The organism is Streptomyces sp. YKOK-I1 (genome assembly GCF_054660435.1).
In genome coordinates this window covers 567,372-592,958 of the sequence record NZ_BAAGDR010000001.1, presented here as the reverse complement: position 1 = coordinate 592,958, position 25,587 = coordinate 567,372, and the positions used below count along the sequence as shown (strand labels likewise).

21 protein-coding genes are annotated in these 25,587 nt (G+C 71.9%); 8 read left to right on the top strand and 13 right to left on the bottom strand.

Annotated elements, in window-relative coordinates; all coding sequences use genetic code 11:
* Positions 1–91: 91 nt before the first annotated feature.
* The 3 genes from ACYQ8Q_RS02735 to ACYQ8Q_RS02725 are packed head-to-tail and all read right to left on the bottom strand — an operon-like array spanning position 92 to position 3,307.
* Positions 92–1,384 carry a sugar ABC transporter permease gene (locus tag ACYQ8Q_RS02735; RefSeq protein ID WP_460061478.1) on the bottom strand — a complete coding sequence of 431 codons (1,293 nt, stop codon included), beginning with the start codon at positions 1,382–1,384 and terminating at the stop codon, positions 92–94.
* A gap of 5 nt (positions 1,385–1,389) precedes the next feature.
* Entirely contained in the window at positions 1,390–2,163 is a 774-nt protein-coding gene (locus ACYQ8Q_RS02730) for an ATP-binding cassette domain-containing protein (RefSeq protein WP_460061476.1), read from the bottom strand.
* Positions 2,164–2,218: 55 nt separating this feature from the next.
* A complete protein-coding gene (locus ACYQ8Q_RS02725) occupies positions 2,219–3,307 on the bottom strand; it encodes a sugar ABC transporter substrate-binding protein (protein WP_460061474.1) in 1,089 nt (362 codons plus the stop codon).
* Between the two features lie 190 nt (positions 3,308–3,497).
* Here ACYQ8Q_RS02725 and ACYQ8Q_RS02720 point away from each other — a divergent pair, with 190 nt between their 5' ends.
* The gene (locus ACYQ8Q_RS02720) at positions 3,498–5,936 is read left to right on the top strand and encodes a SpoIIE family protein phosphatase (protein WP_460061472.1); all 2,439 of its coding nucleotides are present in this window, start codon (positions 3,498–3,500) and stop codon (positions 5,934–5,936) included.
* Positions 5,933–7,015: a sugar ABC transporter substrate-binding protein gene (locus tag ACYQ8Q_RS02715; protein ID WP_460061470.1), complete on the top strand. Its 1,083-nt coding sequence runs from the start codon at positions 5,933–5,935 to the stop codon at positions 7,013–7,015. The genes ACYQ8Q_RS02720 and ACYQ8Q_RS02715 overlap by 4 nt, the downstream gene beginning before the upstream one ends.
* Here ACYQ8Q_RS02715 and ACYQ8Q_RS02710 read toward each other — a convergent pair.
* On the bottom strand, positions 7,005–7,250 hold the full coding sequence (locus ACYQ8Q_RS02710; protein WP_460061468.1) for a zinc-ribbon domain-containing protein: 246 nt from the start codon (positions 7,248–7,250) through the stop codon (positions 7,005–7,007). The genes ACYQ8Q_RS02715 and ACYQ8Q_RS02710 overlap by 11 nt on opposite strands.
* Before the next feature lie 187 nt (positions 7,251–7,437).
* On the opposite strand from ACYQ8Q_RS02710, the gene ACYQ8Q_RS02705 reads away from it, so the two are divergent.
* Positions 7,438–8,418 (top strand): SMP-30/gluconolactonase/LRE family protein, encoded by a 981-nt coding sequence (locus ACYQ8Q_RS02705; protein WP_460061467.1) that lies wholly within the window; start codon positions 7,438–7,440, stop codon positions 8,416–8,418.
* Between the two features lies 1 nt (position 8,419).
* Here the strand turns inward: ACYQ8Q_RS02705 and ACYQ8Q_RS02700 are convergent, their stop codons facing one another.
* The 4 genes from ACYQ8Q_RS02700 to ACYQ8Q_RS02685 are packed head-to-tail and all read right to left on the bottom strand — an operon-like array spanning position 8,420 to position 13,682.
* Positions 8,420–10,117 (bottom strand): amidohydrolase, encoded by a 1,698-nt coding sequence (locus tag ACYQ8Q_RS02700; RefSeq protein ID WP_460061466.1) that lies wholly within the window; start codon positions 10,115–10,117, stop codon positions 8,420–8,422.
* 35 nt (positions 10,118–10,152) lie between these two features.
* Complete coding sequence (locus ACYQ8Q_RS02695) at positions 10,153–11,124, bottom strand: ABC transporter permease (RefSeq protein WP_460061463.1); 972 nt, start codon at positions 11,122–11,124, stop codon at positions 10,153–10,155.
* Positions 11,121–12,632 (bottom strand): sugar ABC transporter ATP-binding protein, encoded by a 1,512-nt coding sequence (locus ACYQ8Q_RS02690; RefSeq protein ID WP_460061462.1) that lies wholly within the window; start codon positions 12,630–12,632, stop codon positions 11,121–11,123. Before ACYQ8Q_RS02690 ends, ACYQ8Q_RS02695 begins: the two co-directional genes overlap by 4 nt.
* 9 nt (positions 12,633–12,641) lie before the next feature.
* The gene (locus ACYQ8Q_RS02685) at positions 12,642–13,682 is read right to left on the bottom strand and encodes a sugar ABC transporter substrate-binding protein (protein WP_460061459.1); all 1,041 of its coding nucleotides are present in this window, start codon (positions 13,680–13,682) and stop codon (positions 12,642–12,644) included.
* A gap of 239 nt (positions 13,683–13,921) precedes the next feature.
* On the opposite strand from ACYQ8Q_RS02685, the gene ACYQ8Q_RS02680 reads away from it, so the two are divergent.
* A complete protein-coding gene (locus tag ACYQ8Q_RS02680) occupies positions 13,922–14,935 on the top strand; it encodes a helix-turn-helix transcriptional regulator (RefSeq protein WP_460061457.1) in 1,014 nt (337 codons plus the stop codon).
* A gap of 37 nt (positions 14,936–14,972) precedes the next feature.
* Here the strand turns inward: ACYQ8Q_RS02680 and ACYQ8Q_RS02675 are convergent, their stop codons facing one another.
* From ACYQ8Q_RS02675 to ACYQ8Q_RS02665, 3 genes are all read right to left on the bottom strand, one after another.
* Positions 14,973–15,035, bottom strand: coding sequence for a hypothetical protein (locus ACYQ8Q_RS02675; RefSeq protein WP_460073144.1), 63 nt, complete (start codon positions 15,033–15,035; stop codon positions 14,973–14,975).
* Between the two features lie 108 nt (positions 15,036–15,143).
* Complete coding sequence (locus ACYQ8Q_RS02670) at positions 15,144–18,062, bottom strand: glycosyl hydrolase 115 family protein (protein ID WP_460073142.1); 2,919 nt, start codon at positions 18,060–18,062, stop codon at positions 15,144–15,146.
* A gap of 189 nt (positions 18,063–18,251) precedes the next feature.
* Entirely contained in the window at positions 18,252–18,851 is a 600-nt protein-coding gene (locus ACYQ8Q_RS02665) for a sigma-70 family RNA polymerase sigma factor (protein WP_460061455.1), read from the bottom strand.
* Positions 18,852–18,936: 85 nt separating this feature from the next.
* On the opposite strand from ACYQ8Q_RS02665, the gene ACYQ8Q_RS02660 reads away from it, so the two are divergent.
* The gene (locus tag ACYQ8Q_RS02660) at positions 18,937–19,839 is read left to right on the top strand and encodes an alpha/beta fold hydrolase (protein WP_460061454.1); all 903 of its coding nucleotides are present in this window, start codon (positions 18,937–18,939) and stop codon (positions 19,837–19,839) included.
* Here the strand turns inward: ACYQ8Q_RS02660 and ACYQ8Q_RS02655 are convergent.
* On the bottom strand, positions 19,775–20,302 hold the full coding sequence (locus ACYQ8Q_RS02655; RefSeq protein WP_460061452.1) for an SMI1/KNR4 family protein: 528 nt from the start codon (positions 20,300–20,302) through the stop codon (positions 19,775–19,777). The genes ACYQ8Q_RS02660 and ACYQ8Q_RS02655 overlap by 65 nt on opposite strands.
* 111 nt (positions 20,303–20,413) lie before the next feature.
* Between ACYQ8Q_RS02655 and ACYQ8Q_RS02650 the strand changes: the two genes are divergently transcribed.
* The 3 genes from ACYQ8Q_RS02650 (at position 20,414) to ACYQ8Q_RS02640 (ending at position 23,792) form a co-directional block, all read left to right on the top strand.
* Entirely contained in the window at positions 20,414–21,295 is an 882-nt protein-coding gene (locus tag ACYQ8Q_RS02650) for an SCO6745 family protein (protein ID WP_460061449.1), read from the top strand.
* Positions 21,296–22,955: 1,660 nt separating this feature from the next.
* Positions 22,956–23,246, top strand: coding sequence for a cupin domain-containing protein (locus ACYQ8Q_RS02645; protein WP_460061446.1), 291 nt, complete (start codon positions 22,956–22,958; stop codon positions 23,244–23,246).
* A 45-nt stretch (positions 23,247–23,291) separates the two neighbouring features.
* Positions 23,292–23,792 (top strand): cupin domain-containing protein, encoded by a 501-nt coding sequence (locus ACYQ8Q_RS02640; protein ID WP_460061444.1) that lies wholly within the window; start codon positions 23,292–23,294, stop codon positions 23,790–23,792.
* Positions 23,793–23,946: 154 nt separating this feature from the next.
* Here ACYQ8Q_RS02640 and ACYQ8Q_RS02635 read toward each other — a convergent pair whose 3' ends face one another.
* Positions 23,947–25,011, bottom strand: a complete 1,065-nt coding sequence (locus ACYQ8Q_RS02635; RefSeq protein ID WP_460061441.1) for an imelysin family protein — start codon at positions 25,009–25,011, stop codon at positions 23,947–23,949.
* Between the last annotated feature and the right edge of the window lie 576 nt (positions 25,012–25,587).

Genomic DNA, 25,587 nt, shown 5'->3' with positions numbered 1-25,587 from the left:
CTCCAGTTGCCTGCTGGGGGCCGAAGGGTTTGTCAGCCTAGATGACAAAACTTTCAATGAAAGTTGCGAAGGTTGCGTGATGTGGCGCACATCACGCTCGGCCGTGTGCTTCCTGTGAGTGGCGGGACAGCGCGTCGATGACCACCGCCGCGAACAGCACCCCACCGGTGATCACGAACTGCACCGCCGGGGGAGTGTCCGTGATCGCCATGCCGGAGGAGATCGACTGGATGACGAGCATGCCGAGCACCGCCGACCAGGTCGTGCCACGCCCGCCGAACAGGCTGGTGCCGCCGATGACGGCCGCCGCGATGGCGTTCACCAGCAGGACGCCCGACCCCGAACTCTGGCTCACCGACGTGATGCGCGAGGCGAGGAACAGCCCGCCGATCGCGGCCATCGTGCCGGAGATCGCGAACACGGCGGTCTGGACCCGGAACACGCTGAGGCTGGCGCGGCGGGCCGCCTCGATGCTCCCGCCGAGGGCGTACACCTGCCGCCCGTAGTGGGTGCGGCGCAGCAGGATGTCGAGGCCGGCCACCATCACGAGGAAGATCAGCAGGGCGAGCGGCAGCCCCTGGAAACGGTTGAGGAGATAGGCCACCCCGAACGCGACCACCGCCGTGACCGCGGTGCGCAGCCACACGGCCGCCGACGAGCGGTGCGGCATGCCGACCGCCCGGCGGCGCCTGCGGTCCAGGTCGGCCCCGAGGAACACCGCCCCCGTGGCCACCGCCGCCACACCGTAGGCGACGGTGTCCTGGGTGAAGTAGTAGCTGGTCAGCTTGGCGACCAGCCCGTTCTCGTCGAGGTTGACGGTGCCGCTGTCGCCGAGGACGGCGAGCATCAGGCCGTTCCAGGTGAGCAGCCCCGCGAGCGTGACGACGAACGCCGGTACCCGGGTCCGGGCGATGGAGAAGCCCTGGACGGTGCCCGCGACGGTGCCGGTGAGCACGCCGACGATGAGGGCCAGCCACTCCGGGACCCCGTTGTTCACGTTCAGCACGGCGAAGACGGCCGCCGCAAGGCCGCTGATCGACCCCACGGACAGATCGAGCTCGCCGAGCAGCAGTACGAAGACGATGCCGACGGCGATCAGACCGGTGCCGACGATGTCCACGCTGAGGTTGGACAGGTTGCGCGGGGACAGGTAGTTCGGGTTCAGGGACTGGAAGGTGATCCAGACGACGGCCAGCACGAGCACCACGGGCAGCGAGCCCAGCTCGCCCGCCCGCACCTTGCGCTCCAGCAGCGCGACCACGCCGCGCAGGGCACGGACCCCGCCCTCCGCGGCCCGGGAGACGAGCCGCTCGCGCTGCGGCGGGCGGTCCCCGCCGCCGGGTGCGACAGGGTCGGCCGGGGTGCCTTCCGCCACCTTGCGCATGCCTTTCACCACCCCGACTCCCGCTGGGACGGCCGGCGGGGCACGTTCTCCGTGGCGCCGGTGATGGACGCGATGATCTGCTCCTGGGAGGCGGTGTTCACATCGAAGAAGCCGTTGTTGCGGCCGAGCCGCAGCACCGCGGCCCGGTCCGCGAGGGCCTTCACGTCCCCCATGCTGTGGCTGATCAGCAGGACGCCCAGCCCCCGGTCCCGCAGCCGGTCGATGAGGTCCAGGATCTCGGAGGTCTGCTCGAAGCCGAGCGCCGCGGTCGGCTCGTCCAGCAGCAGGATGCGCGGGTCGCCGAGCAGCGAGCGGGCGATGGCGACCGTCTGCCGCTGACCGCTGGAGAGCGAGGCGACCGGCCCGCGCAGATCGGGGACCCGCCGGGTCAGGCGCTCCAGCAGCTCCCGGGTGCGGCGCTCCATCTCCATCTCGTCGAGGAACCCGTACCGGCGGATCTCCCGCCCGAGGAAGAGGTTCCCGACGACGTCGAGGTTCCCGCACAGCGCGAGGTCCTGGTAGACGGTGGCGATGCCGAGGTCCCGCGCGTCGTGCGGGCGTCTGATGTGGACCGACCGGCCCTCCCACTCGATGACGCCCTTCTCCGCGGGCGCTACCCCGGAGATCACCTTCACCAGGGTGGACTTGCCGGCCCCGTTGTCCCCCAGGAGGGCGACGACCTGACCGGAGTGGATCTCCAGCTCGATGTCCGTCAGGACGTCGACCACGCCGAAGCGCTTGCACACCCCGCGCAGCGCCAGCAAGGGGGCATCGGGCACGGCAACCAACTCCTTCCCTGGACCCGGACCAGTCCGGAGTCGCGCGATGCGCCCGTCAGATCAGCCCCGCCTCCTCGCAGGCGGGCCGGAGCTGGGGGGTGCAGATCTGCTGGGCCGTGTGCAGGCCTTCCTTCACCACGGTGTCCTTGATGGTGTCGGCGGTCACGGGCACCGGCTTGAGCAGCACGGCCGGGACCCGGTCGCCGCCGCGCGGCGTCACCTCGCTGGTCGCGACCCGGTCCAGGCCCTCCCGGCGGGCCGCGGCCACGGCCATCGCCCCGCCGGCCGAGGCCTCCGGGCCGAAGGGCTTGAACACGGTCATGTACTGGTCGCCGGCCACGATCCGCCGCAGCGCGCCCAGTTCGGCGTCCTGGCCGGTGACCGGGGGCAGCGGGGCGACCTTGTTCGCCTTCATCGCCGAGATGCTGCCGCCGGCCAGCCCGTCGTTGGCCGCGTAGACCCCGTCGATGGTGTCGGCGCCGAGGGCCGCGATGGCCGCGGACATGTTCATGTGCGCGGTCTCCGCCCGCCACTGGAGGGTGTCGTACGCCTTGCCGATCTTCACCTTGCCGCGCAGCACGGACAGCGCGCCCTCCTTGAACAGCGCGCTGTTCGGGTCGGCGGGATCGCCGTTCATCATGACGATCTGCGGTTGCGCCGCCCCGTCGCCCATCGCCTTCAGCAGCGCCCGGCCCTGGAGCCGGCCGACCTCCCTGCCGTCGAAGGAGACGTACCCGGAGATCGGCCCCTGGGCGAGCCGGTCGTAGGCGATCACGGGGATGCCCGCCGCGTGGGCCTCCGCGACCGACGAGGCGAGTGACTTCCCGTCCACGGCCACCAGCACGATCGCGTCCACCCCCTTGGTGATCATCGAGTCCATCTGCTCCTGCTGGGTGGCCACCTCGCCCCTGGCGTTGGCGTGCTCGACCACGCAGGTGTCGCACAGTTCCTTGATCTTCTTCTCCAGGAGCGGCCGGTCCTGTGCCTCCCAGCGCGCCGTGGTGGCGTCCGGCAGCAGCAGACCGATGCTCGGCGCGGTCCCCCCGTCGGGGTCGTTCCCGGCGTCCGCCCCGCAGGCCGCGAGGGCGACGGCCGCCGAGACCGCGGTCACGGCGGCGGCCGTGTCCCGTATGCAGGCCTTCATGAGTGGTACCTGATGTAGACGACGATGGTGGCGATCGAGGTGGCGATCGATGGTGGGGATCAATGGTGGCGATCGATGGAGATCGGCAGAAGCTCCGGCAGGTATGTCGGGATGGTTCGTATATGCGATTCTGGTGGGTGGGTGCCCCGTTCTCAACCTGTCGGCACCCGCGGCGGGGACGGGAGGTACGTTGCGGACATGCCTCGACCGGGCCCTGATCTTGGCCGGAGCGACACAGGCGGCGGTCTACACGCCCGGGGCCGGGAACGAAGAGCTTCGGCTGGTGGACTCGGCGGGAGGGACCCCTTCCGAGCCGGGGCCACCGGTCCGGCTCCCCCTGCCCGGTGACTCGCCCGCCGCACGCGCCTTCCTCACCGACCGCCCCCTGTGGCTGACCACCGACCCCTCACTCGGCGCACTGCCGCTCGACGCGGAGGGCCGGCGACTCGGCTGCCTCGTCGTCACGGGCGCCTCGGCCGACGGCTTCGAGGCCGACCAGCGCCGCTTCCTGGAGCGCTACGCCGACGCCGTCGCCGGTCTCCTCCAGCCCGTGACGGGCCCGCCCGAGCCGTCCTCGCTGCTGGACCCCGCCCTGCGCAGCCTGCGCGTCGGCTCCTTCGTCCTGGTCCCGGACACCGGTCTGATCGAGGCCGACGACACCCTGCTCGACCTGGTCGGCATCTCCGCGGACGACTTCGACGGCAAGGCCGACACCCTCCTCGCCCACGCCCTCCCGGAGGACATGCACGCCCTGATGTCGGTCCTGGAGCCGTCCCCCCAGGCCTCCGGCCGACGCGAACTGGAGTTCCGGGTCCGCGGCCCCACGGGCGAGATGCGCTGGCTCAGCCTGATCTGCCGGGCCGAACCGGCCACCGCCGACCGGCCGGAACAGGTGCTGGGCGTGGTGACCGCCACCCCGGTGCTGCGCCGCAGCGCCGACGACGTCTCCCGCATCCAGTGGCTGACCGCCGCCCTCGACGACGCCGTGACCGTCCGGGACGTCGGCCGTGTGGTGGTCTCGGCCCTGCGCGAGCCGCTGGGCGCCGACCGGGTCGCCCTCGCCGCCCTCCAGGACGACCGGCTGATGGTCACCGTCCTCGACCCGCCGCAGCCCGCCGCCTGGCCCGAAGCCTGGCGGGCCGAATGGCGCACCGAGTGGCCCGACGCACCAGTCCGCGCCCTGCCCACGCTGCAAGCCGCCCTGGGCGACGGCCGGATGGACCTGTGGCCCGCGGGCACCGCCCTCGAACCCGGCCTCGCCGGCATCGGACCCGGCGGACTCGCCGTCCTGCCGCTGCCCGCGAAGGGCCGGGTCGCCGGTGTGTGCCTGGTCGGCTGGGACCTCCCGCACGACTTCGTCCCCGAGGAACGCTCGCTGCTCACCGCCACCGCGGCCCTCGTCGGCCAGGCCCTCCAGCGGGCCCACGCCCACGACGCGGAGCAGGAACTCGCCACCATGCTCCAGCGCAGCCTGCTGCCCCGCCGGCTGCCCGAACTGCCCGGCGGGATCGCCGTCGCCCGCTATCTCCCCGCCCGGCGCGGACTGCAGGTGGGCGGCGACTGGTACGACGTCATCGCCCTGTCCGAGGACCGGGTCGCCCTCGTCATCGGCGACGTGCAGGGCCACAGCGCCGGAGCCGCCACGATCATGGGCCAGATGCGCACCGCGGTCCGGGCGTACGCCATGGAGGGCCACCCGCCCGACGTCGTCGTCTCGCACGCCAACCGGCTCCTCGTCGGCATGGAGACCGATCTCTTCGCCACCTGCTGCTACGCCGAGCTCGACATGGAGGAGGGCAACACCCTCTTCGTCCGCGCCGGACACCTCGCCCCGCTGGTGCGCCACCCCGACGGCGGCACCGAGGAGGTGGAGGTCGCGGGCGGGCCCCCGCTCGGCATCCTCGCCGAGGCGGAGTTCCCCATGACCTCCGTCGCACTGGCCCCCGGCACCGTGCTCGCCCTCGTCACCGACGGCCTGGTCGAGGCCGCCGACCTGCCGCTCGACGAGGGCATGCGCCGCACCCGCACCGCGCTCGCCGCCGCCGACCCCGCCGACCTGGGGGCGATGGCCGACGAACTGCTCGGCGACGCGGGCCGCCGCGAGGACGACGTGGCGCTGCTGCTCCTGCGCTACGACGCCATGGAGACCCGCCCGATCCGGGCCGGCTGGATGGTGTGGCGGCTCCCCGACGCCGTCATGCACGCCCGCCGCTTCACCGCGCGCACCCTGCGCCGGTGGAAGGTCGCGGAAGCCGGCGACGCGGTCCTGCTGGTCGTCTCCGAACTCGTCACCAACGCCCTGGTGCACACCACCGGACCGGTCCGGCTCGACCTGGTGCTGCGCGGGGACCGGGTAAGGGTCGGCGTGAGCGACGCCTCGCCCCGCGCCCCCGCCAAACCGGTGATCGTGGACTGGGAGTCCACCGGCGGACGGGGTCTGATGCTGGTCGAGGCGATGTCGGAGTCCTCCGGCTCGGTCCCGGTGGCCGGCGGCAAACAGGTGTGGAGCGAGATCGTCGTACCGGACGGAGACCCGGAAGCGGAACCGGACGGTGAACCCGGCGGCGGGCACGACGGCCGGCCCGGCCGTGCACCGGTCGCCGGGGCGGAAGCCGGTGGGGTGCCATGAGACGGCTCGGCCGGCCGGTCACCGCGGTGCTCGCCGCCGCCCTCCTCGCCCTGCCCGCGGTCGCCTGCGGCGGGGACACCGGCACCGGCTCCGACGCCTTCACCGTCGGCCTGCTCCTGCCCAGCCGGTCCGTCCCGCGCTGGGAGCACTCCGACCGGCCGCTGATCGAGGCGCAGGTCAAGAAGCTCTGTCCCCGGTGCAGCTTCGCGTACGCCAACGCCGAGAACGACGCCACCCGGCAGCAGCAACAGATGACCTCCATGATCACCAAGGGGGCCAAGGTGGTGATCCTCGACGCCGCCGACACCCGCGCGCTGCGCTCCTCGATCCAGGAGGCGCGCAAGGCGGGCGTCCCCGTGGTCGCGTACGACCGGCTCGCCGAGGGCCCCGTCTCCGGCTTCGTCGGATTCGACGCCCTCCAGGTCGGCCGGCTCCAGGGCCAGGGGCTGCTGGACGGCATGGAGAAGCGGGCCGACGGCCGGACCGTCGTGATGATGAACGGCGACCCGACCAGCCCCAACGCCACCTGGTACCGCAAGGGCGCCCTGTCCGTCATCCAGGACCAGGTGCGCGTCGCCAGGTCGTACGAGACCCAGGACTGGAGCACCCAGGCCGCGCACGCCAACATGTCCGCCGCCATCGCCGCCCTCGGCCCCTACGAGATCGACGGCGTCCTGGCGGCCAACGACACCATCGCCGCCGGTGTCATCTCCGCCCTCAAGAGCGCCGGCGTGACCCGGCTGCCGCCCGTCACCGGCCAGGACGCCGACCTCGACGCCGTCCGCCGCATCCTCAGGGGCGAGCAGTACATGACGGTCTACAAGCCGTTCCGCGAGGAGGCCGCCGAGGCCGCCGCCATGGCCGTCGCCCTGGGCCGCGGCGAGGACGCCCGCGACCACGCGCCGACCACCGTGGACAGCCCCACCACCCGCAACATCCCGGCCGTCCTGCTCACCCCGCAGTCGGTGAAGGCCGCCGACATCGAACGGACCCTGGTCAAGGACGGTGTGTACACGGTCGACCGGATCTGCGTCCCACCGGTGCGGGCCGCCTGTGAGCGGGTCGGGCTCAGCCCGTGACGGACCCCTGGGTCCGCAGCCGCTCCGCCTGCTCCCCGGTCACCTTCTCCTCCGCGCCGCAGAAGGTGCACTGCGTCAGGTACTTCGTCGAGACCGGGAACAACGGCACGAAGAACAGCGTGAACTTGGTGACCCGCTTGCGCAGCGTGTGCGCGGCCGGGTTGCCGCACCGGCCGCACACCAGCGTCAGGATCGCCAACTGGTACAGATAGCCCTTGGTGCCGAAAATGATCACGCGGCTGTTCCCCTCCCGGTCCGTGCCCGTGTGCACGGCCCAGTCTCCCGCATGCGGCAGGCGGGTTCATGCCCTGGGCCACGCGGGGGAACCCCCGGCCGCGACTGCCGCCGCCGTCACCCGCCCGCCGCGATGTTCGTCAGGCGCCGCACCCCGGCGCCTTCCGCGCTCCCCCAAGGAGAGGCCCATGCCCCGACTTCCCCGCCTGGCGGGCGTCACCGCGGTGACCCTCGCCCTGGGTCTGCTCGCGGCGGCACCCGCGCCGGGCGGCGGACCGAGCGTGTCCGACCCGCGCGTCATCGCCCACCTCGACCTCGCGAAGGGGCAGACGCCCGAGAACCTCGCCCTGGAACCCGACGGCTCCGCCGACCTGACCTTCTTCTTCGCCCGGAGGATCGTCAACGTCACCCGCACCGGCGCCGTCCGGACCCTCGCCACGCTGCCCGCCGTGGCGGACCCCCACACCCCGATCGTCACGGCCGCCGTCGTCACCGGCATCGCCCGCGCCGACGACGGCACCCTCTACGTCAACTACGCCACCGGCACCCGCAGGACCGGCATCTGGCGCCTGGCACACGACGGCGGCGCCCCGCGGCAGATCGCCGAGCTGCCCGCCGACGGCTTCCCCAACGGCCTCGCCCTCGACGAGCGCCGGGGCGTGCTCTACGCCGCCGACTCCGTCCTGGGCACCGTCTGGCGCGTCTCGCTCAAGGACGGCACCCGCACGGCCTGGGCCACGGGTGCCGCGCTCGACCCGGGGACCGGCCCCGGCGCCCCGGGCTTCGGCGCCAACGGACTGAGGTTCCACCACGGCGCCGTATGGGTGTCCAACAGCGACGCCGGCACGCTCCTGCGCATCCCCGTCCGCGAGGACGGATCCGCCGGACCCGTGCGCACCCGGGCGACCGGCCTCACCGGCATCGACGACTTCGGCTTCGTCGAGCGGCACCGCGACACCGTCCTCGCCGCCCTGTTCAGCAGCGGCGAGGTGGTCCGGATCGCCCCGAACGGCAGCCGCGCCGTCGTCCTGACCGCCGACGACGGCCTCTCCAACCCGACCGCCGTCGCCGTCCGCGGCCGGAGCGCCTACGTGACCAGCGCCTCCCACCTCGACCAGGACGACCCGAACCTCCTCCTCGCCCGCGTCCACCAGCGCGCCCGCGGCTGACTCAGCGCTCGTGCACGACCCGCCCGTCGAACACCGTCATGTCCACCTCCACCTCGGTGATCCCGCGCGGGTCCAGGCCGAGCAACGGCCGGTCCAGTACGCACAGGTCCGCGACCTTCCCGGCCTGCACCGTCCCCTTCCACTCCTCGGCGAAGTCCTGCCGGGCCGGGTGGACGGTGTACGCCCGCAGCGCGTCGACCAGACCGACGCACTGCTCGGGACCGCTGGCGCGGCCGCTCGCCTTCGACTCCCGCAGCATCATCGCGGCCACCCCCTGCCGCCAGTCCGGCGTGGTGATCGGCGCGTCGGAGCTGGCGCAGACGGCGACCCCGGCCTCCAGCGCGGACCGCACGGGCCACTGGTAGGCGGACCGCTCCCGCCCCACCACCTCGTCCATCAGGTCCGAGACGGTCCACTTGATCGCCGGGTTCATGTTGACGCCCCACCCGTGGGCGGCCAGCCGGGCCAGCGAGCGGGGGCCGACGAAGTCGCCGTGGATGACATAGTGCCGGGCGTCCGGGCGGGGCACGGCCGCGTCGGCCGCGACCAAGGCGTCCACGACCGCGTCGATCGCCAGATCGCCGGTGACATGCACGCCCAGCTGGAAACCCGCCCCGTGCGCGACGCGGATCATCTCCCGCAGCTCCTCGGTCCGCAGCGCGGGCGTGTCGCCGTGCACGCACAGCGCGCCGTGACCGCCGCCGGTGTACGGCTCGCTCATCCAGGCCGTACGGTTCGGCGGCACCCCGTCGGCGAAGATCTTCACCCCGAGCACGTTCAGCCGGCGCGGATCGGCCGTGCCCGGCGCGCCCAGCTCCGTCAGGCCCTTGCGCAGGTCGTCGGCCGAGCCGCCCATCGGCGCGGGCAGCAGCAGCACACCGACCCGGGCGTCGAGTTCGCCGTCGGCCGCGAGGCCGGCGTACGCGGTCAGGTTGTCGGTGCTCAACCCGCCGAAGAAGGTCGTGGCACCGCCCGGCCCGAGCCCCGGCTCGGTGTAGCTGGTGATGCCGCGCGTGTGCAGCTCCGCGACGACGGCCCGGACGGCCTCCCGGCGCCGCGCGACCGTGGGGGAGGGCAGTGCGGCCAGCACCAGGGACTGGGCGGCCTCCCGCAGGATCCCGCCGGGCCGGCCGTCCGGGTCCCGGTCGACGACCCCGCCCGGCGGGACCGCGCTCCCGGCGTCGATGCCGCACACCCGCAGCGCCGCGCTGTTCGCCCACACCATGTGCGAGGAGAAGTCGGTGAGACACACCGGATGATCCGGCGCCACGGCGTCCAGGTCCCGGCGGTGCGGGAAACGCCCCGGATCGCTCACGCACTCCGCGAGATAGCCGGGGTCCCAGCCCAGGCCCACGATCCACTCACCGGGCCCGGCCGCGGCCACGGCCCGTCCGACGGCCTCGGCGATGTCGGCGATCGACCGCACGGCCGGATGACCGACGTCCAGGGCGAACGGGGGCTTCGTCATCCCGTACGCGGCCCCGTGCAGATGGGAGTCGTTGATGCCGGGCAGGACGGTCCGCCCGCCGAGGTCGACGACCCGGGTACCGGGCCCGGCCAGGGCACGCATCTCGGCGTCCGAGCCGACGGCCACGATGTCCCGGCCGCGCACGGCCACGCCCTCCGCGACCGTGAACGCGTCGTCGAGGGTGAGGACCTGACCGCCGGTCAGGACGAGGGTGGGGGTGCTGTCGCTCACGCGAGGCCTTTCCGCGCAGTCGGAGGAGGGGGCGGTCACCGGGTCGTCCGGGGACCGAGGAAGGCGAGGCCCGCACCCGCCACCAGGGCCACGCCCTGGGCCATCTGCTGCCAGAAGGCGGGCACGTTCAACAGGGTGAGGCCGTTCTGCAGACAACCGAGGAACAGCACGCCGAGCAGCACCCCGAACACCGAGCCGCTGCCACCGCTCAGCGCGACCCCGCCGAGCAGCACCGCCGTCAGCACAGTCAGTTCGAAGCCCGCCCCCGACGTCCCCGCCACCGCGCTGTCCAGCACCGACGCCTTGATCGCGCCGGCCAGCGCCGCCGCCACCCCCGTCACCACGAACAGCGCGAACGGCGCCCGGCGCACCGCGATGCCCGACAGATGGGCCGCCTCCCGGTTCACCCCGATCGCGAAGACATGCCGCCCCGCCGGGGTGAACGCCAGGAACAGCGCGCCCGCCGCCAGCACCAGCGCGGCGATCACCACCGGCGCGTCCACCCCGGCGATCCGCGAGCCGCCCAGCCAGGCGAACCCGGGCCCGAAACCGCTCAGCGGCAGCGGGAACACCTGCTGTGCCAGCCCGCGCACGGCGGTCAGCATGCCCAGCGTCACGATGAACGCCGACAGCCCCAGGTGGCAGCAGAGCACCCCGTTCACGGCGCCCACCGCCGCGCCCACCGCCAGCGCGCCGAGCACCGCGACCACCGGAGACTGGTGCTGCTCCCCGGCGAGCCAGCCGGCCACCAGACCGCCCAGGGCGAGTGTGGAACCCACCGACAGATCGAGATACCCGCTGATCACCAGCAGCGCCAGCGGGACGGCCACGACGGCGAGTGTCGCCGCGTCGGTGGCGATGCCGCGCAGATTGCCCGCGTCGAGGAAACTGCCCGTCGTCACCTGGAAGACCAGCACCATCACGGCGAGGACGGCGAGCAGCGGATGACGGCGTACGGCGGTGAGCCGCCCGTACGGCCTCACCCGCGCGGCGGTCAGAGTGGTCATGCTGCTCCTTCGTGGACGGCGGACAGCAGCGCTGTCTCGGTGAGTTCGGGTCCGCTCAGCTCGCCGACGACCCGGCCGGCCGCGACGATCAGAGCGCGGTGGGCGAGCGCGACGACCTCCTCGGGGTCGTTGGACGCGAACAGCACAGCGGTGCCGCGCTCGGCGGCGAGGGTGCGGACGACGCCGTAGATCTCCTGGCGGGCGCCGATGTCGACGCCCTGCGTGGGCTCGTCGAGGAGCAGGACGTCCACCTCGCGTGCCTCGTTGATCCAGCGGCCGAGGACGAGTTTCTGCTGGTTGCCGCCGGAGAAGGAGGCGGCGGGGAGGTCCGGGCGGGCCGGGCGCAGGGCGACCTTCTCGGACAGCGTGCCGAAGATCCGGCGTTCGGTTCGGGCGGAGCGGATTCCGTGCCGGGCTGTTCGGCGGATGCTCGGGAGCAGGGCGTTGTCCTGCGCGCTGAGGATCGGGAACAGTGCTTGGCCGCGCCTGTCCCCGGGGACCAGGGCGATACGTGCCGCCAAGGCGTCCGAGGGGCGGGAGGGGCGGACGGTCCGGGTGCCGACATGGATGGTTCCGGCGGTCGCGGGGTGTCTGCCGTAGATCGTTTCCAGGAGGCTGGTGCGGCCGGAGCCGGTCAGGCCGTACAGGGCGACGATTTCGCCTTCGGCGACGGTGAGATCGATGGGGCCGAAGCGGGGGCCGCGCAGAGCGTCGAGGGTGAGGCGGTTCGACTGCGGGTGCGGGTCTCGTCGTGGCTGGTCGCGCAGTTCCCCGCGCCCCTTTCGGGTGGGGCCGGTGATCGCTGTGACCAAGTCCCGGCGGGATTGGCCCGCCATCTGTGCGTGGTGGGAGACCCTTCCGTCCCGCAGTACCGTCACCTCGTCCGCCAGGCGTTCCACCTCTCCCAGCAGATGGGTGACGTAGACGATCGCCAGGCCCTGGGTGCGCAGGTCCTCCACCCGTTCGGCCAGGGCCTCGCTCTCCGCGCCGGAGAGGGCGGCTGTCGGCTCGTCCAGGACCAGGACCGAGGCGCTGCGGCTGAGGGCCTTGGCGATCTCGACCAACTGGCGCTGGCCCATGGGGAGTTCGCCCACACGGGCGCGGGGGGAGCAGGTGGCGGCGACCCGTTCGAGCAGGCCGGCGGCGACCGTCTCCTGGGCGCGGCGGTCGATCCGGCCGTGCCGGGTCCACTCCTGGCCGAGGAAGATGTTCTCGGCCACCGTCAGGGAGTCGACGACGCTGAGCGTCTGGAAGATGATCGCCACCCCGGCGGCGATCGACTCGCGGGGGCTCAGCCGGGTGTGGGAGGTGCCGCCCACCTCGATGGTGCCCGCGTCCGGCGGGAAGGCCCCGCCGAGGCAGCGGATCAGGGTGGACTTGCCGGCGCCGTTGTGGCCGAGCAGCGCGTGCACCCGGCCGCCCGGGACGGTGAGGTCGACGCCGTCCAGGGCACGGACACCGCCGAAGGACTTGGTCAGCCCCCGGATCCGCAGATGGGGTTCGGTCATCGCCGGCACCTAGGAGTTCTGGGCGAGCAGGGCGTCGATGCGCGCGCTGTCGGTGGGCCCGACCAGGGTGATCGGCACCTGGACACCGGGGTTCGCCTTCCCGGCGGCCACCGCGAGCGGCACGTCCACGATCGCGTCGGCGATGTCCCTCGGCGCGAGCGCGGCGGAGGCGCGGTAGAAGGTGCCCTGCTTGATCGCGAGGAGGGAGGGGGCGGCGCCGTCCTGTCCGCCGACGAACGTCCTCGCGTCGGTCGTCTTGCGGCCCGTCTGCTGGAGCGCCTTGAAACCGCCGTAGGCCGCCGCGTCCGTGACGCCGAGGACGAGGTTGAGGTCGGGGTGCTTGGCGAGGACGGCCCGGGTCTTCGACAGACCGGTGTCCGGGTCGATGGCCTGCTCCTGTGCGACGACGTCCACGCCCGGGGCCTTCGCGGTGAACGCGTCGACCATGCCCTTGGTGCGCTCACGGCCGAGCTGGATGGTGCTGTCGGTGAGGAAAGCGATCTTGCCCTTGCCGCCCAGCGTCTCGTTGGCCCATGTCGCGGCCGCCTCACCGAGGAGCCGGCCGCCCTCCAGGAAGCTGAACTGGATGTCCGCGCTCTGGTGTTCGAGCGATCCGCCGTACGTCACCCAGATCAGCCCCGCGTCCAGCGCCCGCTTCGCCAGCGCCTCGGCGGCCTCGAAGACCATCGGGAAGGACACGATCGCCGGCACCTTCCTGGAGACCCAGGTGGTGAGGTTGGCGGCCTGGGTGTCGGCGCTGCTCGCGTCGCTCGTGGTCAGCAGGGAGACGCCGTGCTTCTTCGCGGCGGCGGTGGAAAGCTTGACGAGGGTCGCGTAGAGGGGGAGCTGGGTGAACGGGTAGTCGAGGCCGATCTGCTTCAGCTCCGAGGTCCTCGCCGAGGGCGTGCCCGCGGCCTCGGCCGTGCTCGCGCCCGAGGGGGCCGAGCAGCCCGCGGCGCCGAGCGCCCCGGTCGCCACGGCACCGGCCGACCAGGCGAGGAAGCGGCGGCGGGAAGCCGTGGGGGTGAGGGCGTACGGGGATCTGGACATGACGGAACTCCCGGGGAAGGCGGCCCGGCACGGCGGGCGTCGGCTGTGCCGAACAGGAAAGACCCGTGCGCCGCGCCCCGCCATCCGTAGAAATACCGACCGGCGCCGGGTCCCGTGAACACCTTGTGGGGCTCGCCCGTCGCCCCTATCGTTAGGGTCCAAATAACTCGCCCGTCATCTCCTGCCGGTCATCTCCTGCCCGCCAGTCCCGCCCGTCAGAGAACTCCCCGGAGGCCCGCGTGTTCGGTCACCGGCAGATCGCCGCCGCCGCCCGCATCGGCATGCTCACCCGGGAACGGGACACCGCCGGCGCCTGCGCCGAGGCCGTCGCGGAGCTGGGCCGGGCCCTGCCCCTCGACGCGGTCACCCTGCTCTGCATCGACCCCGTCTCCCGCACCCATGTCCAGGTCGCGGGCCTCGGCTACACCGCCGAGGGTTCCCAGGCCCTGGCCACCGAGTTCGTCGCCACGCCCTGGTACGACCACGTCGTGGGCCGTGATCTGCCGATGTCCATCTCCGAGGACGCCGACGACGCCCCGGGCCCGCGCTTCCGGCAGGGCTGGTTCTACGCCGAGCGGGTCCGGCCGACCGGCTTCCGCGACGGCCTGACCGGGGCACTGCGGCACGCCGGGCGGCTGGTCGGCCTGGTGCATCTGTCCACCGAGGGGCGGGACGTCTACGACACCGAGGCGCGCCGTCTGCTCGCCTCGCTGCTGCCCGCCCTCGGCGCCCTCGCCGACCCGGCCGATCCGCGCGACCTGCCCGTGGGAGCACGGGCCGCACTGTTCGCCGCGGGCGGGGTCGTCGACCTGCCGGGCCGGGAACGCGCCGAAGTCCTGCACGACCCGGACTTCCGGCGCCTCGCGGAGGCGTTCGAGGCCTCCGGAGGGCTCCGGCTGCGGATGCTGTGGCCGGTCGGCGCCGACTGGTGCCGGGTGGTGCTGCGCCGTCGTGCCGTCGGCCCCGTGCGGGAGGCGGTGCTGGTCACCGAGGTGCCCGCCGCACTGCCGTACGGCGTCAGCCCGCGCGAGCTGGAGGTGCTCACCCGGGCCGCCACCGGCCAGACGAACCAGGCCATCGCGCAGGCCCTCTACCTGTCACCGCGCACCGTGCACAGCCATGTCGAGCACCTCCTGCGCAAGACCGGCTGCGCCTCCCGCGCCGAGGCCACCGCCCTGGCGGTCCGCGACGGCGTCCTGCGCCCGGCCCCCGAGCACCTCGCCCACTTCGTGGAGCGGGTCCCGGCCGACTGAGCGGGCGAGCAGGCCGCGCCCCCGGGCGCACACCGGCTCAGGGCCGCGCCGTTGGGCCCAGCGCGACGTCGGTGATCATGTCCTCCTGCCCGCCGACCATGCCGCGCCTTCCGGCGGAGGCGCCCCGCCCGGCTCGCCCCCGCCGCGCGGACGGCGGCGCTCGGACTGTCCCGGGTGCTGCGGGCGCGGCTTGAGGGCCGGGAACCCGCTACAGGTCGGGCGCCGCCAGGCCCGCCCCGGAGTCCGGGTCGGGGTTGAACACCGGGTGGTAGCTCTCCGGCGGCGCCAGATAGGCGGCGGTCGGCACCCCGCCCGTGTCGATGACGATCTGGTCCACGGCGATCCCCGGATCGACCATGAAGATCCGCAGGACATGCTCGCCGGGCTCGGCGACCGTCACCGTGGCGGTCAGCTTCTCGACCCCCTCCTCGACATTGCGCGCCCAGGCGTCCCCCCGGTTGCCGGTGGCCACGTTCTGCCCCGTCAGCACGGCCACCGGCCCGTCGTCGAGGCCGACCGCCAGCCGTCGCGCACCCCGCTCGTCCAGCGAGGGCAGCCGGAACACCGTGACGGGGAAGACGCCCGTGCTCGTGAAGCGCACCCGGTACCGCAGCTCCGGGGCCCGCGCGGCGTACTCCCCGGTGATCGCCGCCGCCGTGGACGGCACCGCCTCCACCGCGCCCGTACGACGGCCCAGACCGCGCACGGTCCGCCAGCCGGCCCCGCTCCGCGCCACCCGCCGCCCGGTGTGCACCGCGTCGATCGAGACACAGCCGTCGGCCTCCACGAACCCGCGTGCCCTGCGCCGGGCCCGCTCTCCGTCGTTGACCACCCGCAACGGCACCTCGAACCGCCCGTCGGCACCGGTGAAGACGACCACGGCGTCGAGGGTGCCCTCGGGGGCCAGCGACCAGTCGACGTCCACCCACACCCGGGTCTGCTCGGTGAGCGAGCCACCGGTGGCGCTCAGCGTCACCCAGGGGCGGTCCGCCTCTGCGGCCCAGGTCAACGGCAGGAAACCGGTGTTGAAGACGTCCACGAACCGCCGGCCGCGGGTGGTGGAGGAGAAGGAGAGCGGACGGGCCGTGCCGGTCTCGTTCCCCTCGGCGGCCACGCCGAGCCCGGACGTCTCCTGCCGGGCCACCCGGGTGACGGCCGGACGCCCCGGGGCCTTGGGGATCTGCGAGGGATAGGGATTGATGTATCCGTCCCATTTCCCGCCCGCCACCTGGGAGTTGTACCGCGCCGTGAGCGCCGCCTCCGCCGTGTGCGCGGCCTCGGCGAGATCCGCGAGGCGGTTGGCCCCGGCACCCCGGCCCTGTCGTACCGCGAGCGTGTTGCGGTCCGCCCAGTAGTACTTCAGATTCATCAAGTAGGCGCCGTGCACCGGATATTCGACCAGCTCGTAGTAGGCGTCCCGGCAGGCGTCCGGCAGTTCGGCGCCGACCGCCCGGACCCGCTCCAGCAGCCGGTCGTACGCGGCCATCCGGCGTCCCGCCTCGTCCCCGTGGTGGACGACCGAGAAGACGTTCCGGTCGATGAACTCCGGTCTGCGCTCGGCCGCCAGCCGGTAGTACTCGCTGCGGATCGCCGCCGTCTCCCGCGCGTGACGCCGCCCGAACAGCCGCCCGTACCACTCCACCAGGAAGCCCTCGACGTCTTCGGCGCCCCATCGGTCGACGTCCCAGGCCAGGTCCATACAGAACGACAGCCCGGTCTCGATCGACTTGACGTCACCGACGTTGAAGATCCACATCCGGTCCACGCCGTGCTCGTACACCCGCCGCAACTCCTGCCAGACCTTGGCGAGTTGTGTGGTGTCCAGCCACAGATAGCTGCGCGGGCGCCCCCAGTAGGAGAGGTGGTAGTAGATCCCGTTGCCGCCGGCCCGGGCGCGTTCCGCCTCGTCCGGGAGCTGGCGCATGTTGCCGTGGTTGTCGTCCGGCCAGATCAGCGTCACGTCGTCGGGGACCTCGACACCCGCGTTGTACAGGTCCAGGACCTCCTTGTACGGGATGAAGATCTGCGGCTCGGCCGCCGCGCCGACCTCCTCGGCGAGGATCCGGCGCTGGTCGGCGACGATGGCGTTCATCACCGCGACCTTCTCCGGGATCGTCGTGGCGTTCCTCGTCTCCAGCGCGGTGTCGTGCAGCCCGCGCATCCCGATCGTCCAACTGCTCTCGTAGGCCGCGTTCTCCCGGGCCCTGGCCCTCCAGTAGTCGGAGATCACGGCCGGGTTGACCGTGTAGTCGTAGACCGGCAGGCTCCCGTCCGCGGCCCGGTGCGCCTCCGCCCAGGGCGCCCACTCGTGCACCCCGTTGCGCAGCAGCGCCTCCGGGTGGCTGGAACCGACCACGATGCCGTACCGGTCGGCGAGTTCGGGGTTCTCCCGGTACTCGTTGAAGAAGTCGGAGTACGGATGCATCGCCGGCCACAGGTAGTTGGCCTTGAGACGCAGCAGCAGTTCGAAGATGCGCTGGTACGTCTTCGGGCCGATGTTCTTGTCCGGCTCCTGGGTGCGGTGCGACCAGGTGGTCAGATTCTGCTCGTCGTTGATGAAGACACCCCGGTAGCGGACGGAAGGCTCCAGCCGTACGAGCGGCCCGGCGGGCACGGTCACGTCGTCCCGCCGCTCGACCGGTACGTCCGCCCACCAGTACCAGGGTGTGACACCGATGCGCTCCGAGGTGTCGTACACGCCGTACACCGTGCCACGCCGGTCGCTGCCCGCGATCACCAGAGCTCGGTCCACACCGGGCGCCGGGCGGTCGACCACCTGGGTGACCGAGGCCTCCCAGCGGCCCCGCACCCGGGAGACGTCCAGCCGCCCCTGCGCCACGAGCCGGTCGATGAGCGGGCTGGCGCCGAGAGTGCCGATCAGGACGAGGGCCGCGGCGCGGTCCGGCAGGGTGTCCCGCAGTTCCGGCCGGACCCCGGTCACCCGCTCCACATCCGCCTGAAGGTCACCGGCGACACGCAGGACCGCCGGATCGTCGGCCGCGTCCACATACAGGGCGACGGCGCTGCCGTCCCGCACGAGTGCGAAGTCCGGGCGGCCCGGCGCGGCCTCGGCACGGGACGCCGGAAGCGCGGCGGGGAGCAAGGGGGCGGCGCCGGCGGCGGCCATCCCGCGCAGAAACGCCTTGCGGGTCAACGGCCACGGGCCCTTGGGGGCGGAGTGCGACACGAGACGCTTTCCCTTCCGTGCGGTGCGGCGGACGGCGGGTGCTGGTGCCTGGCAGGGGCATGCCAGAAAGCGCTTGCTGTCCGGCACCCTAGGTCAGCCCCACGAGACCCGTCCATAAGCGTGCGCGGATCAGTCGCCCCGCAGCCGGTCGCGCTGGAGCCGCCTGGCCAGGGCACGGCGCACCGAGGCCGAGGTGGCCGGAGGTTCGCCCTGAGCGGGCAGGTCGAGTCCGCGGCTGATCACGTCGTACGCGGCCCGGAATCCGGGGGGCAGTTCCGTGGCGCTCACCCTCAGGTCGGCCTCGACGAGTCGTCGCAGCGCGTCGACGTGCTGCGGGGTGAAGCGCTTCCTGCCTCGGCCGAGGGCGTCGAGGTGCCGGGTGCAGTGGGCCGTGCCGTCGAGGAGCTCGGAGATCTCCTCGGCCAGACCCCACAGGCGTCCCTCGAGCCATGGGGCGTCGGGCTGGTCGAGGGTGAGCGCCGGAGGGGCCGCCGGGGCGTCCCGGTGTTTCGTCATCTGCTTGGACACGGCCGGCTGGCTCATCCCGGCGAGCCGGGCGATGGTGTCCTGCGTCCAGCCGAGCCCGGCGAACACCTGGATCATCTCGGCCCGCAGCGCACGCATCTCCTCGCCCGCGCGGATGACCTCGTTGATCTCCGAGAGCATGCGCTCGGCCTGCTCTTCGGTCAGCGTCCCGGGCGCGCCGCCCCTGCTCTCCTCACCTGCCACAACCCGGTTATACACCCTGATCGGCTCGTGTCCGATCGCCATAACCAGGTTGTACAACCAGGTTATGAGTGTCAGGATCCAGCGCATGCCCACTTTCTGCGCCCCTGACGGCACCCGGCTCGCCTACCGAGAGACGGGCACCGGAACCCCCCTCGTCTGTGTCCCCGGCGGCCCCACGGACTCCTCCTACCTCGGGGATCTCGGCGGTCTTTCCGCGTATCACCGGCTGATCGTCCTGGACCTGCGCGGCACGGGGCGGTCCGCGATCCCCGAGGACACCTCCTCGTACCGCTGCGACCGGCTCGTCGACGACGTCGAGGCCCTGCGTGCGCAGCTCGGACTGCCCCGGATGGATCTCCTCGGCCACTCCGCCGGGGCGAACGTCGTGACGCAGTACGCGGCCCGGCATCCCGGGCGGATCGGGCGGCTCGCGCTCGTCACCCCGGGGACCCGGGCCGTCGGTATCGAGATCACCGGCGCGACACGGCGTGAGCTCGCACGGCTCAGGAAGGACGAGCCGTGGTTCCCGCAGGCCTACGCCGCCCTGGAGGTGCTCACCGGGGGCGGGCACGCGGACGCGGAGGCGATCGCCCCCTTCTTCCACGGCCGTTGGGACGAGGCCGCCCGGCGGCACCATGCGCGGGCGCGCCCGGCCGACGAACGGATCGCCGCCCGCTTCGGGGCCGAGGGGGCGTTCACCCCCGCGACCACCCGCGCCGCGCTGGCCGCCTTCTCCGCCCCGGTCCTGCTGCTCGCCGGTGAGTTCGACGTCAACAGCCCGCCCCGCTCGGTCGCGGAGCTCGCCGAACTGTTCCCGGACGCGGCTCTCGTCGTCCAGCCGGGAGCGGGGCACTACCCCTGGCTGGACGACTCCGCGCAATTCGCCGGCACCGTCTCGGCGTTCCTGGCGGCGGCGACCGACCTCAGCGGCACAGGGCGAACAGGTCGTCCTCGAACGTCGGGAACTCGGCCTTCGCCCCCTCGATGACCGCGAGCGCGGGACGGCGCGGGGTGGTGGCGTGCCGCGCCGCCAACTCGGCGAGTTCCGGCCGGGGACGGACATCGCGGTCCGGGTGGATCGCGGCCTCCATCGGGCCGTAGCCGTCGGCGAGGACCCACAGGAAGTCCGACAGGTTCCCCGCCACCACCCCGACCTCGCCCTCCGAGCCGAGGAACACCACCGGCTGCTCGGTGAGCGGCAGCCCCGGGCGCACACACCACAGGGCGGCGAGCCCGCCCGTACCGTCCTGGCCGAACACCCGGTAGGCGGTGCCGTCGAGTTCGTGGTTGCCGGTCCAGCTGCGGATCCAGTCGGTGGTCTCCTCGGCGGAGTCGAAGGCGTCGTACGGCTCGAAATCGAAGCCGTCGCCGTCCTCGTAGGGGAAGTCCGCCGTGGCCACCTCGGCCAGGGCGGGCGGGAAGCGTCGGTCGTCGGTGATCGTCTCGGTCATGGACGCAGGCTAGCCGGGGCCACCGACAACGCCCCGCGGGGTTGTTATGACCGCTGTCATGATGGATGCTGCCCAGCGGCAGCCGTCATCGACGCACGGGAGAGGATCGCAGTGGGGGACACCGTCGCACGCGGCCTGTGGGAGCGGTTCGAACCGGTCCACGGTCTGGTCTACTTCACCCCCGAGGTCCGCAGGGCCGCCGACGACCTGGGTCTGCGGGGCTTCTGGATGGGGTACTTCGCCCTGCGCGCGGCTCCGCTCGGCGCCGCGCCCGCCTCGGTGGTCACCAGCTGCTTCTACGTCTTCCACCCCGACCGTGTCACCCGAGCCGTGCCGGACGCGTGGGGGTACGCCGATCCGGCGGACGTGCTCGCGGCACGCGCGCGTGCGGTCGGGGCCGCCATGACCGGCGTCTACGGACCGGAGGCCGTCGCCTCCGAGGAGATGGCCGAGGCGGCCGATCTGGCCTGGGCGGCGGCCGAGGCGGCGGACACGGCGGGGCGGGTGCTCGGCGCCGCCAACCAGGCGCTCGCCCGCCCGGACGAGCCGCACATCAGACTCTGGCAGGCCCTGACCACCCTGCGCGAACACCGCGGCGACGGCCATGTCGCCGTCCTCGTCGCGCGGGGTGTGGGGCCGGTCGAGGCGATGGTGCTGAAGTGCGCGGCGGGGGAGTCGGACGAGGAGGCGCAGCGGACGACCCGCAAGTGGGACGCGGAAGCGTGGCGGGCGGCGCGGGCCCGGCTGGGTGCGCGCGGCTGGCTCGACGAGGACGGGCACCTCACCAAGGAGGGGGCGGCCGCCCGCGACGAGATCGAGGCCGACACGGATGCCGCGGCCGCCCAGCCCTGGGACGCGCTCGGCACGGAGGCCACCGCCCGCCTCGCCGACCTGCTCACCCCCCTGGCCCGGACCGTCCTGGACTCGGGGATCGTCCCGCCCGCCAACCCGGTGGGACTGACCAGGGGTTCCTGGGGGAGCGACGGGAGGTGATCCCGCACGGGGGCGGGGGACCGCCGAGTGCGGTGCGGTGGGGTGGGGTGCGCGGGCCGCTGATCGGGCCGGTTCGGCTCTGTCGCCGTAGCCACGAACATCGGCAGGGCCGGGAACAGCCGGTCGGCGGTGCTGTTGGCCTTGATGGGGCCGATGGGGGTGAGTGAGCGAAGTTTGGTGGGAGTTCGCCGGTTTTTGATGTGGGCGAAGCCGGTGGACACCGACGGGGTCGGATATGTCGTTGTCCAGGCCGCGGAAGCCGAGGTCCGCGAGGGCCCCAAGGCCGACGGCGCGCAGGTGGGCCGGGACGGAAAAGTTCTGCCGGTCTGCCTTTCCCGTGCGGCGCTGGGTGGGGATGAGAGTGCCGTCGATCAGGACCACTTCCCTGCCCTGCCCGGCGACTTTCCACAGGGCGCGATCCAGGCGCGGGGCCCGCGCGGCAAGGAGGGTGATCAGCTTGCCGCGCCAGCGGCGGACCGGTGGACTCGGACACGTTGTTGCCGCCGGCCATGTGGGTGGAGAGGTGCGGTCGGCCTCAAGCCGAACGAACGCAAAGCCGACAAGCGCAGTACTCACCCCAACCGTTTTCGACCATTAAAAATACGACTTCGAGCCCTGTATGTTCATTAATCTGCCGGCTTGGAGATGAGCCGCGACCGTGCGATTCTTGTTGCGGTGGCGCGAATGGGTAAACGGGGAAGGGGCGAGAAGAAATGGATTGCCTTAGTGGAAACCCTGCGGTAGCGATCGTTCAATTTGCCCTCACTCTCGGAATGGCCTCCTTGGTGATGTATTGTCTACTGAAAGGTAAATTCCAGATCGCATTTATGGTGGCGTGCGGGGGATTAGTTTTTATTTCCGCGTTGGGGGCTTACTCTCCAGGTGTTTGCCCCTGACGTCCGAATGTGCGTCGCATGGTCTCTCTCAGATTTACAAGGGCTTGACCTGGACTATCAGGATCAACTCCTGAGGTCAGTAAATTCCTTCTCTTTGCGTTGAGCTCGTAACCCGATCACGAGCGGGCCTTCTTGAGTCGCCTCCAGTAGATGAGGCTGCGGCGGAGTTTGCCCAGACCCTGGATGTTCGGGGAACCCTTGCGGGAGCGGGATGCCGTCGACGAGGGCGAGGGTCTGGGTGACGTCGTTGACGTTGGCTGCGGTGGTGATGACCTTGAGCGGGGTGCCGCGTCCGTCGTGGATCAGGCTCCCCCTTCTTCGCGCGGACGTGGGAGCCGTCCACGCACGCGCGGGACCAGTCGAGTTCGCCGACCGCGTTGGGTCCGGCGAGCAGGATGCGGTGCAGCTGGTCGAAGACGCCGGCCTTCTGCCAGCGGTCCAGGCGCCGCCGGCAGGTCTGTCCGGAGCCGAACCCCAGCTCCAGGGGCAGCGGTTGCCGGGCTACGTCGTTGAACAGACGGCCGAGTCGTCACACATCGCGAACGGCCGAATCATCACACCGGTCACGGGGGCTTCCTGCCTCACCGCGCTGCACGGGCACGTGTGCTGTCTTACCGGCGCCCCACTCCGCGCAGTTTGCAAGCGCCGTTTCGCACAATCTGCGGATCGTTGTCGTACGGATTGGAGCGTGTGCTGGATCACGTCCAGTTCTAACCTTCTCTAACGGAGTTGGGCGGTTCACAGAAACTGGGAGGTGGTTGCGCGTGGAAGCGGAGCCGACTGTTCAGATCGACTCGGAGCGAGTAGTGGTCACCAAGTGGTGCTTCGCGCCGGGTGCACAGACGGGCCATCACGTTCATGCGTACGACTATGTGGTGGTTCCTCTGGTCACCGGAACGGTGCGGGTGGAGGACGCGGACGGCGGACGCGAGGTGGAGATGGAGGCAGGTGTCTCTTACACGCGCTCTGCCGGCGTCGCACACAGCCTCGTCAACATCAACGCCTACGAGTTCAGCTTCGTCGAAATAGAACTCAAGGAGAACCCGGCGCGGTAACCGTCATTCCCTTCGCTCCCCTCCCCGACCCCGAGGATTGTTCCTGTGACCTCACACAATGGCTTCCATCCTGACCTGTCCGACACGACGACCAGCCCGCTGCCCGAGACACGCAGGCGAGTCCACCACATCCGCGCCGACGACCTGGACAACCACACCGCACAGACCGAAGGCATGCGCCGCTTCGCCGCGATCAGCGGCGCTGGTGTCGGCTCGGAACGGATATGGATGGGCCAGACCACGGTCGCCCCCGCCACCGCCTCCGCCGACCATCACCACGGTGACTCCGAGACCGCCATCTACATCGTCAGCGGCCACCCCGAATTCGTCTTCCTCAGCGACCCAGCCGACAACACAACCCAACCCGAAGAAGTACGCCTGCGCACCGGACCGGGCGACTACATCTTCGTGCCGCCCCACGTCCCCCACCGCGAAGAAAACCCCCACCCCAACGACGAAGCCGTCGTCGTCATCGCCCGCAGCACACAAGAGGCCATCGTCGTCAACCTGCCAAACCTCTACGTACTTCCATCCACACAACACTGACAACCCAGTCAGAGCATCGTTCCGCCGTGGGACACCTGAGGGGTTCGGACTGCAACGCAATGTGACAGCGCCAGGCGGCCCCGCCGTCGTCTGGGTTGCCGACCAGGCCCGTGGCCGCATTCGTGTCCGTCATGGTGGTCGGCCCCTCGATCGGCTATTTCGCGATGGTGGCGGCGAGCCTCGACAGCGGCTCCGCCAGCGCGTTGACCGCGTCCGACAGCTGCCTGCGGTCGGCCTCGCCGAGCTTGTCGTAGGACGTGAAGCCGTATGACGTCCTGTCCACGCGGTACTTGTCGAACATCGCGTTCGGCCTGGCGAAGCGATGGTCCAGTTCGGTCACCAGCGCCGTGTCGTTCTCCTGCCCGACCGCCTTGAGCAGCAGCTCGGACGCCTTCTGTGCGCCCTCGATGTTGGCCGTGAAGTCGACCAGGTCGGTGTGCGAGCAGGGCTCCTCCTCGCCGGTGACCATGCTGGTGGCGGCCTCGTCGAGCAGTTCCTTGGTGCCGTCGGCCATGGAGGTCGCGGTGATTTCCGCCTTGCCGATGCGGCTCTGCCAGTCACTGAAGTCGGTGATCAGCTGGTCGGCCAGGTGCCTGCCGTAGAACTCGGTGAGCTTGGCGACGGCGAGGGTGACGTATTCGTCCTTGTCGTACAGGTCCATGTGGGTGGCCCCGTCGAGGACGAACAACTCCTTGGGCTCGGCCGCCTGCTCGATCGCTTCCCGGCTGAAGCAGGCGCTCTCCGCCTCGGAGCCGGCGATCATCAGCAGGGGGCGGGGCGAGATCAGCTCGATCATCGCGTACGAGTCGTACTGGGCGAGCTGGTCGACGCTGCGCGGTACCCATCCCCGGATCGCTCGGGGGTGGTAGCCACGCGGGGTGCGGTAGAACTCGAACGTCTCCCGGAACTGCTTGGTTCCAGTCTCCAGCAGTTCCTCGGCGTCGTCGGGGATCCACGCCGCCGACTGCGGGTGTGCGCCACGTGCTTGTGTGGTGCGCGCCGCACCGGCCTGGTCGAGCATGGCCTGAAGGATCGCCGGTTCCTGTGTGCGGCCCAGTCCCTCACGGAACACCGGCCCGAGGTCCACGGCGCTGACCGTGGCGACGGCCATGACGCGGTGGTCGGTCTGCGCGGCGTAGGGGACGTAACCACCGGACGCGCAGATACCCAGAGCGCCGATGCTGTCCGGGTCGGTGTCGTGACGGGTGGGGTTCTCCATGCCACGCGGCTCGCCCTCGCTCTCGCCGGTTTCCCCGGGACCGGTTCGCGTTGCCGGGCGAGGCGGTGGAGTGCGTCGCCCGGAAGGTGCCGGTACCCGCCGGCGAGCTGGACGCGTACGAGTGGAGCGGTCGGACGGTCGATCACCACCGTGCGCGGATCCGCGGGCGCCGGCCCGTGTCGGGCTGAACAGTCCGCCGGCCCCGGAACCAGGCGAGCCGCTGACGGTCCGCATGCGGGTGGTCAGCGGCTTGCGCGGCCCACGAGGCGAGCCGTACCGCGGAGAGAACCGCAGCAGCACGGCGAAGCCCAGGAGCGTCGCACCGCGCTTGCCGGACACGAACCCCTGCTCGTCCTTCGACAGGGTCCAGCGCCCGGCCGGGTCGTCCAGATCCGCCCCGGAGTCACCCAGACGGGTGCTGCTCGCGCCGGTACTGGGCGGTCGACGTCACCAGCGTCGCCGTGGTAACGCGAAGGGCCCTCGTGAAGTGCGCGCTCCGCTCTGAGTGCGACAACGTCACCCGGTGCCCCCACTTCACCCTGCTCCCGAGGGCGACAGCACCGGTGTCCGCTCAGT